The sequence below is a fragment of the Pseudomonas sp. SMN5 genome, from assembly GCF_052041925.1.
GTDB lineage: Bacteria > Pseudomonadota > Gammaproteobacteria > Pseudomonadales > Pseudomonadaceae > Aquipseudomonas.
The window spans coordinates 184,984-194,411 of record NZ_JBKGGX010000013.1 but is presented as its reverse complement, the minus strand read 5'-3'; the positions used below and the strand labels follow the sequence as shown (position 1 = coordinate 194,411).

Here is a 9,428-nt window from a genome sequence, read left to right as displayed (position 1 = left end):
GCGGGAAAGTTCTTACGACAGGCTCGGAAAGCTTCCGGCTGCCACAGCCCCCCGACAGTGCTAAGGTTCTGCCCTGGTTTTTGCATTTTCAAGGATGCCCTCCATGCCGGACGCAACGTCCCTAAACCCAGCTTTCATGGTGATCCATGGGAATCGCATTGATGAGTTGCGCAGTCTGGTCATCAGCTTGATGCGGCGCTATCCGCTGGCACCCCTTGAGAATGAAATCGCGCTGGTACAAAGCAATGGCATTGCCCAATGGCTCAAGCTGGCATTGGCTGAGGACCCTGAAGATGATGACTCCGGCGGTTGTGGTATCGCTGCGGCCATTGATGTGCAACTGCCGGGCAGCTTCATGTGGCAACTTTATCGAACCGTGCTCGGCAGGGACCAGATCCCGGCCAAGTCCCTGCTGGACAAAGCACCGCTGACCTGGAGGTTGATGCGCCTGCTACCACAGTTGATCGAACAGCCCCATTTCGAGCCACTGCGACGCTTCCTCACCCACGACACCGACTTACGCAAACGCTATCAATTGTCCGAGCGCTTGGCGGACCTGTTCGACCAGTATCAGGTATACCGGGCCGACTGGCTTGAAGACTGGGCGGACGGTCGGCACCAGACCAGAAATGTCCGAGGCGAAATCAAGCCGCTCGCACCAGCAAACTGCTGGCAAGCCGAACTATGGCGAGCCTTGTTGCTGGACGTCGGCGAACAAGGCATGGCCCAAAGCCGTGCAGGTGTCCACCAGCGCTATCTCGAACGCATCAACAGCCTGCAGGTTGCTCCGAAGGACCTGCCCTCGCGGGTGATCGTATTCGGCATTTCTTCGTTGCCCGCCCAGGCACTCGAGGCGTTGGCCGGTCTGTCTCGATTTAGTCAGGTTCTGCTGTGCGTTCATAACCCGTGCCGCCACCACTGGGCGGACATCGTTGCGGACAAGGACCTTCTGCGCCATCAGTACAAACGCCAGGCACGCAAGGCCGGCATGCCTGTATCACTCGATTCCCAGACGTTGCATCAACATGCTCATCCGCTATTGGCCGCCTGGGGCAAGCAGGGGCGTGACTATATCAACCTGCTCGACAGCTACGATGACCCCAACAGTTATCGCTCGGTGTTTCGCGATGGCCGCATCGACCTGTTCAGCGAAGGGAACCCCACGACCCTTCTCGGTCAGTTGCAGGATGACATCCTTGAGCTTCGCCCGCTCAACGAAACCCGAGAGCATTGGCCTGCCGTCGATACGACGCGAGACGGGTCCATTCGCTTTCATGTCGCCCATAGTGCGCAGCGTGAAGTGGAGATTCTTCATGATCAGTTGCTGGCTCACTTCAGCGCAGATCCTTCCCTGCGGCCTCGGGATATCATCGTCATGGTCCCGGATATCGACAGTTATGCACCGCATATACGCGCGGTGTTCGGCCAGCTCGATCGAACAGATGCTCGATTCATTCCGTTTACCCTGACCGACCAGGGCCAGCGTGGACGTGACCCGCTGCTGATCGCCGTCGAGCATTTGCTCAAGCTTCCCGACAGCCGCTTCCCGGTCAGCGAAATTCTCGATTTGCTGGATGTCCCGGCGCTGCGTGAGCGATTCGGCATCGACGAGGCCGACCTGCCTACGCTGCACCGCTGGATCGAAGGAGCAGGCATACGCTGGGGAATGAGTGCCGAGCATCGTGCCGGGCTCGGTTTGCCCGCTGAGCTTGAGCAGAACAGCTGGCGTTTCGGTCTGCGTCGCATGTTGCTGGGGTACGCCGTGGGCAGTTCGGACGCCTATGCGGGTATCGAGCCCTACGACGAAATCGGCGGGTTGGATGCGGCGTTGATCGGGCCCTTGGTCGCTTTGCTGGATGCGCTCGAAGTTGCTCATCAGGAGCTCACCCAACCTGCCTCACCGCAACAATGGGGTTCGCGTCTGCACGATCTGGTGCAGCTGTTCTTCCAGGCGAGCAACGAGCATGACGACTATCTGCTCGCCCAACTCGAAGACCTGCGTGAAACCTGGCTGGAAACCTGCGAGTCGGTGGAGCTGCATGATGAGTTGCCGCTGACGGTGGTGCGCGAGGCCTGGCTAGCCGGGCTGGACCAGGGGCGATTGTCCCAGCGTTTCCTGGCCGGAGCGGTCAACTTCTGTACCTTGATGCCGATGCGTGCAATTCCCTTCAAGCTGGTGTGCCTGCTGGGGATGAATGATGGTGACTACCCGCGTGCCCAGCCGCCATTGGATTTCGACCTCATGGGTACTGACTATCGCCCGGGCGATCGGTCCCGACGTGAGGATGATCGCTATCTGTTGCTGGAGGCGCTGCTTTCGGCCCGTGAAAAGCTCTACATCAGCTGGGTCGGGCGCAGTATCCGGGATAATAGCGATCGACCTGCATCGGTACTGATTGGGCAACTTCGGGATCATCTGGCCAGTGGCTGGCGGTTGGCAAGCGGTGACCAAAATCTTCTCGAGGCGCTGACCCAAGAGCATCCCTTGCAACCGTTCAGCGCCCGCTACTTCCACCAAGGCGATGAGTTGTTCAGCTACGCCCGCGAATGGCGGATGCTCCACGGTGATCAAAATCGCGCCGATAACATCCAGATACTGGAGCCCTATGTCCAGGAAGAGCCGTTGGGCCTCGGGCAGTTGCAGGATTTCCTGCGCAATCCCGTTCGCCATTTCTTCAGTCAGCGTCTGAAAGTGTTCTTCGAAGCCGTCGAGGCGCCTTTGGGCGACGATGAGCCTTTCGTGCTCGATGCCCTGCAACGCTACAGCCTGAGCGACAGTCTGCTCGAGGCGGCCCTGATTCGTCTGGACCAGCCGGACCTTGCCCTGGCTGCCCATGCCAAGCGTTTGCAGAATAGCGGCCTGTTACCCATGGCCGGTTTCGGTGAACACATGCAACGCGAGTTGATCGAGCCGCTGCTGGACTTGATCCAGCGTTACCAACAGCTCCTGGCGTTATGGCCGACTCCGCTGACCAGTGCCGTACCTGTCAGCCTGCAATTGCACGGTGTGAGTGTCGAAGGATGGCTGGGTGGCCTGCACCAGCGCTCCGATGGGGCGGCCCTTGCCATCACCGCCATTCCCAACAGCATCGGCGCTACCAAAAGTCGAAAATGGCATCGCCTGATACGGCCCTGGGTCAATCATCTCGTGGCGTGCGCCAACGGTCTCTCATTGACGACAGCGCTGGTCGCCAGTGATGACAGCCTGCTGCTGGGGCCTTTTGAAGAGCCGGTAGCGCGCCGGCTGTTGGGCGACCTGTTGCAGGCCTGGCAGGCCGGCATGCGCCAGCCGCTACCGGTCGCCGTCAAGACCGCCTTCGCCTGGCTGGGTCAGACTGAGCCGATCAAGGCTGAAGCGGCGGCTCGCAAAGCCTACGAAGGCGACGGGCAGAATTCCGAAGGCGAACGACGGGAAAGTCCGGCGCTGGCCCGGCAGTTTGCCGATTTCGATGCCTTGATGGCTGATGAAACATTTCCCGATTGGTGCGATGCGCTTTACCGACCGTTGCTTGAAGCCCCTTGGCGTTCATCGGCTGATGAGGAGGCGCGCTCATGAGTCGACAGGCACCGCTGGCTCTGGCCTTTCCGCTACGTGGCAGCCAACTGATCGAAGCCAGCGCCGGTACCGGCAAGACCTTCACCATTTCAGCGCTCTACCTGCGCCTTGTGCTCGGGCATGGCGGCTCGGCGTCCGGTTTTGGCCGTGAGCTGCTGCCGCCGCAGATCCTGGTGGTGACCTTTACGGACGCCGCCACCAAAGAGCTGCGTGAACGTATCCGCACACGCCTTGCTGAAGCCGCGCGTTTTTTCCGAGACGAAATCCCCGCTCCGGACTCATTGATCGCCCAGTTGCGTGACGAGTTTAGCGCCGAGCAATGGCCAGGCTGCGCAGACCGGTTGGACATCGCCGCGCAGTGGATGGACGAAGCGGCTGTCTCGACCATCCACAGTTGGTGTCAGCGCATGCTGCGCGAACATGCGTTCGACAGCGGCAGCCTGTTTACCCAGACCCTGGAAACCGATCACAGTGAGCTGCTTGGTGAGGTGTTGCGCGACTATTGGCGACTGTTCTGCTACTCGATGCAGGGCGAGGCGCTGAATTGGGTGCGCACGCATTGGGGAGGCCCGGCTGCGTTGCTGCCGCGGGTCAAGGGCCTGTTCAACAGCGAGCGCAACAATGCTGACGAGCTTGAGCCCGCCGAACTCATTGCGGCAGCCCTGCAGGAACGCAGCACCGCCTTGCTCGACCTCAAGGCGCCGTGGCGGCAGTGGGCCGTGGAGTTGCTGGAGATCTGCCAGCAGGGCGTCGCCAATAAAAGCGTCGACGGGCGCAAGATGCAGGCTCGTTACTTCGAGCCATGGTTCCAGAAAATCACGGCTTGGGTGGAAGATGAAAGTCTTGAGCTGTTGGACATCGGCACCGGCTTCACCCGGCTGACACCCGAGGGCATGGCCGAAGCGTGGAAAGGCGAGGTGCCCAGCCATCCCGCGTTGGACGCCATGTCCGGTCTCAAGGCCAGCCTGGATGCGTTGCCCACGCCTCACGCTGCGGTATTGCAGCATGCCGCGCAATGGGTCGGGGCACGCTTCGAGGCCGAGAAGCGGCGCCGTGCTGAGATGGGGTTTGACGACATGCTGCTGCGCCTCGATGCGGCGCTCCAGGCCGAAGGCGGAGAGCGCCTGGCGAGCCTGATCCGCGAGCAGTTCCCGGTGGCGCTGATCGACGAATTCCAAGACACCGACCCGGTTCAATACCGGATCTTCGAGAGCATCTATCGCATTGAAGACAATAATCCGGAGACCGGGCTGTTTCTGATCGGCGATCCGAAGCAGGCGATCTATGCCTTTCGCGGTGCCGACATCTATACCTACCTGCGCGCTCGGGAGGCCACTGCCGGCAGGCTGCATACGTTGGGGACGAACTTCCGTTCAAGCCACGCCATGGTCGGTGCGGTCAACCACATTTTCCAAAACGCCGAATCCCGCTCGCAGGGGCGCGGAGCGTTCCTGTTTCGCGAGCCGTCGGGCGAGAACCCGGTGCCGTTCCTGTCCGTTGAATCCCAGGGCCGCAAGGAGGTCTTGCAGATCGCCGGCCAGGCCGTTGCGGCATTGAACATCTGGCATCTGCCGTCGGATCAGCCGTTCTCCGGTGCGGTGTACCGGCAACACCTGGCTGCGGCGTGCGCCAGTGAAATCACCGCGTTACTCAATGGCGGCCAGTCGGGCAGCGACGGTTTTATCGTCGACGGGCAGTTGCTTCGAGGATTGCGTCCGGCGGATATTGCGATCCTGGTGCGCGACGGCAAGGAGGCGCAGGCCGTGCGAGACCAACTGTCCGCCCGGGGTGTGCGCAGCGTCTACCTGTCGGATAAGGACTCGGTCTTCGCTTCCCAGGAAGCGCGGGACCTGCTGACGTGGCTCAGAGCCTGTGCCGAACCGGATGTCGAACGACCGCTGCGGGCGGCATTGGCCAGCATCACCCTGAATCTGCCGCTGACCGAGCTTGAGCGACTCAACCAGGATGAGCTGGCCTGGGAAAGCCGGGTCATGCAGTTCCGCGGCTATCGTACCGTCTGGCGCGCCCAGGGCGTGCTGCCTATGCTGCGGCGCCTTCTGCATGATTTCGAGTTGCCCCAGGCCTTGATGGCGCGCAGCGATGGTGAGCGGGTGCTGACCAACTTGCTGCACCTGTGCGAACTGCTGCAGCAGGCCGCCGGTGAGCTGGATGGCGAGCAAGCGTTGATCCGGCATTTGTCCGAGCACCTGGCCTTGTCCGGGCAGGCGGGGGAAGAGCAGATCCTGCGGCTGGAAAGCGATGAGCAACTGGTCAAGGTGGTCACGATTCACAAGTCCAAGGGGCTCGAGTATCCGTTGGTATTCTTGCCATTCATCTGTTCGACCAAACCGGTGGATGGCAGTCGATTGCCTCTGCATTACCACGATGAGTCCGGCAAGGCGCAGATCAGTCTGACGCCAACGGCGGAGTTGATCGCCAAGGCCGACGATGAGCGTCTGGCCGAAGATCTGCGATTGCTCTACGTTGCACTGACCCGCGCACAGCATGCCTGCTGGTTGGGTGTCGCGGACCTCAAGCGGGGTAACAACAATAGTTCGATCCTGCATCTGTCTGCGCTGGGCTATTTATTGGGCGGCGGTGCGCCGTTGAGCGAGTCGGCTGCGCTGCGGTGCTGGCTCCAGGACCTGCAACAAGGCAACGCCTCGATAAGTTGCCAGGAGTTGCCCGAAGTCACCGACGAGCGCTATCAGCCCCCACGTAACGAGGCCGTGCTGCTCGAGCCTTTGGTGCCGACGCGCAAGGCCAGCGAGAATTGGTGGATTGCCTCCTACAGCGCGTTGCGCATTGGCGAAAGCCTGAGCGAGGGCAGCGATGCCGCCCCAGAGAATCCACAGGCGCAGAAATTGTTCGACGACGAACGACTCGATCCGGAGGCACCCAGGGAGGTGAACGCGGCGGGCGGCGATATCCACCGTTTTCCTCGCGGCCCCCATCCCGGCACCTTCCTCCACGGCTTGCTGGAATGGGCTGCCGGGGAGGGCTTTTCGGCGGAGCCTGCAGCGATCGAGGATGCCATCGCGCGGCGTTGCAATCGCCGAGGCTGGAAGGGCTGGATCACCACCCTGAGCGACTGGCTACAACATCTGGTGCAAATGCCCTTGCAAGTCGGAAATGGCCATAGACCTGTGGTCTTCTCGCAGCTGAGTCAATTCCAGGTCGAGATGGAGTTCTGGTTCGCCAGCCATAAGGTCGATGTGCAGAAGCTTGATCAACTGGTGTGCAAATTCACCCATGGCGGGGTGGCCCGCGTCGCTGCCGAACCGGTGTTGCTCAATGGCATGTTCAAAGGCTTCATCGACTTGACGTTCGAGCACGATGGCCAGTATTACGTGGCCGACTACAAGTCCAACTGGCTGGGTGTCGATGACATGGCCTACACCTCGCAAGCGATGGAACAATCGATCCTGGACAATCGCTACGACCTGCAATACGTGTTGTACCTGTTGGCCCTGCATCGCCAGCTCAAGGCCCGACTGCCCGGCTATGACTACGACCGGCATGTCGGCGGCGCGTTGTATCTGTTTCTGCGGGGCACCCGCTCCGCCAGTCAGGGTGTGTATTTCACCAAGCCGCCCCGGAGCTTGATCGAACAATTGGATCGACTGTTCCAAGGAGCGCCCGAGCCCAAGGCTGAACCGGCGTGGGTACAGGGAGAGTTGCTATGAGCCGTTCTTTTGCCGATCTGCTACCCAAGCCGTCCGATGACGAGAGCCTGGTCGATCTGGAGCCCTTGAGTCGTGCAGATGATCTGCTGTTGCTGCTTACGCGCTGGGTCGAACGCGGCTGGTTGCGTGCCCTGGACAAGGCATTTGTCACATTCCTCCATGAGCTGGCGCCCGACGATGATCCGTTGGTCCTGCTCGCGGCAGCGTTCACCAGTCATCAGTTGGGCCACGGACATGTCTGCCTGGACCTGTTCGAAACCCTCAAGGAACCGGACTTCGCCTTGTCATTGCCTCCAGAGGGTGACTTGCAGACCGGCGTGTTGCCGTCACAAATCCTGACCGGGCTGGATGGCCCTCACTGGTGCAAGGCCTTGGCTGCCAGTCCTTTGGTGGCCCTGGCGGTCGATGAAAGTGAAGAGGCCCGGCAACGTCCTTTGGTGCTGATGGGGAAACGCCTTTATCTACGTCGCTATTGGGGTTATGAGCGGCGGATCGATGAAGCATTGCGCCAAAGGCTGGTCGAACGTGAAGCCGCGCCCGACGACCTGCGCGAGCGCTTGGACGGGTTGTTCGGGCCTGCCAGTGCCACGGGCCCGGTGGATTGGCAGAAACTGGCGTGTGCGCTGGCGACCCGAGGGGCTTTCAGCATCGTGACTGGCGGGCCGGGCACCGGTAAAACCACTACGGTGGTGCGCCTGCTGGCCTTGCTCCAGGCACCAGCCGTCGAGGCAGGGAAGCCGCTGCGGATTCGCCTGGCCGCCCCCACGGGCAAGGCGGCGGCGCGCCTGACCGAGTCCATCAGCCAGCAGGTCCGGACCCTCGATGTGGGCGAGTCGGTGCGCGAACGCATTCCCTGCGAAGTCACCACGGTCCATCGTCTGCTGGGCAGCCGTCCCGGCACCCGGCATTTCCGTCATCACAGCGGCAACCGGCTGCCACTGGATGTGCTGGTGGTCGATGAAGCGTCCATGATCGACCTGGAGATGATGGCCAATCTGCTGGATGCACTGCCGTCCCATGCACGACTGGTGTTGCTGGGAGACAAGGACCAGTTGGCGTCTGTAGAAGCCGGTGCGGTGCTCGGCGATCTGTGTCGAGACGCAGAGGATGGCTGGTACAGCCCCCGCACCCGTGCCTGGCTTGAGGCCGTCAGTGGTGAAAACCTCGCAACCACCGGCCTGGAGCAAGACCTCGACGCAACCCATCCCCTGGCGCAGCAAGTAGTCATGCTCAGGCATTCCCGACGTTTTGGCGAGGGCAGCGGGATCGGTCAGCTGGCGCGTTGGGTCAACCAGCAACAACCGGAAAAGGCCCGCCAGTTGTTGATGGGCGGCCAATATGCCGATCTGCTTTGCCTGGCATTGAAGGGGGAGCACGATGGGGCTTTGGAACGCTTGTTGATTGAAGGCAAGCCAGGCGGGCCTCAGGGCTACCGGCATTATCTCGATCTGCTACGGCAGCAGCGTCCGGCCAGCTCCAGGCCCCTGGAAGACAGCTGCTGGGTCGACTGGGCGCGAGAAGTCCTGTCGGCATTCGACGCGTTCCAGTTGCTTTGCGCGGTCCGCAGGGGGCCATGGGGCGTCGAGGGGCTGAACCAGCGGATCACCGCCGCGCTGCTCAAGGCCCGTCTGATCGAGAGCGATCATCAGTGGTACGAAGGACGCCCGGTCTTGATGACCCGCAACGATTACGGGCTCGGGTTGATGAATGGTGATATCGGCATCGCCCTCAAGTTGCCCGAGCGTGACGGGCCGGATGCCGGTAAGCAGGTGTTACGGGTCGCTTTTCCACGTAACGACGGCCAAGGTGGCGTGCGCTTCGTCCTGCCCAGCCGTTTGAACGATGTGGAAACCGTATATGCCATGACCGTACACAAATCCCAGGGCTCGGAATTCGCCCATACGGCGTTGATTCTCCCGGATGCGCTGAACCCGGTATTGACCAAAGAGCTGGTCTACACCGCCATTACCCGAGGCAAGCAATGGTTCAGCCTGATAGAGCCACGGTCCGGCGTATTCGAAGAAGCGGTCCGGCGCAAGGTCAAGCGCCTGAGCGGGCTGATGCTGGAGCTTGCACATGTGACCGAGTGATCGGCTTTGCGTGATCCATTTCCTACACTCGCGTTTTACCTGTTGATGTCAGAAACGTCTGTAGGACGGTGTCTCGCTGGCATTTGGGCACTGTGC

Annotated in this window: 3 protein-coding genes; all 3 read left to right on the top strand. The window is 61.3% G+C overall.

What is annotated here, in order from left to right:
- Positions 1-103 precede the first annotated feature (103 nt).
- From recC to recD, 3 genes are read left to right on the top strand one after another with little or no spacing between them, the layout of a single operon-like run.
- A complete protein-coding gene (gene recC / locus ACLEJR_RS15430) occupies positions 104-3,556 on the top strand; it encodes an exodeoxyribonuclease V subunit gamma (protein ID WP_440814873.1) in 3,453 nt (1,150 codons plus the stop codon).
- Complete coding sequence (recB, locus tag ACLEJR_RS15425) at positions 3,553-7,242, top strand: exodeoxyribonuclease V subunit beta (RefSeq protein WP_440814871.1); 3,690 nt, start codon at positions 3,553-3,555, stop codon at positions 7,240-7,242. Before recC ends, recB begins: the two co-directional genes overlap by 4 nt.
- Positions 7,239-9,332, top strand: a complete 2,094-nt coding sequence (gene recD / locus ACLEJR_RS15420) for an exodeoxyribonuclease V subunit alpha (RefSeq protein ID WP_440814869.1) — start codon at positions 7,239-7,241, stop codon at positions 9,330-9,332. The genes recB and recD overlap by 4 nt, the downstream gene beginning before the upstream one ends.
- Positions 9,333-9,428 lie beyond the last annotated feature (96 nt).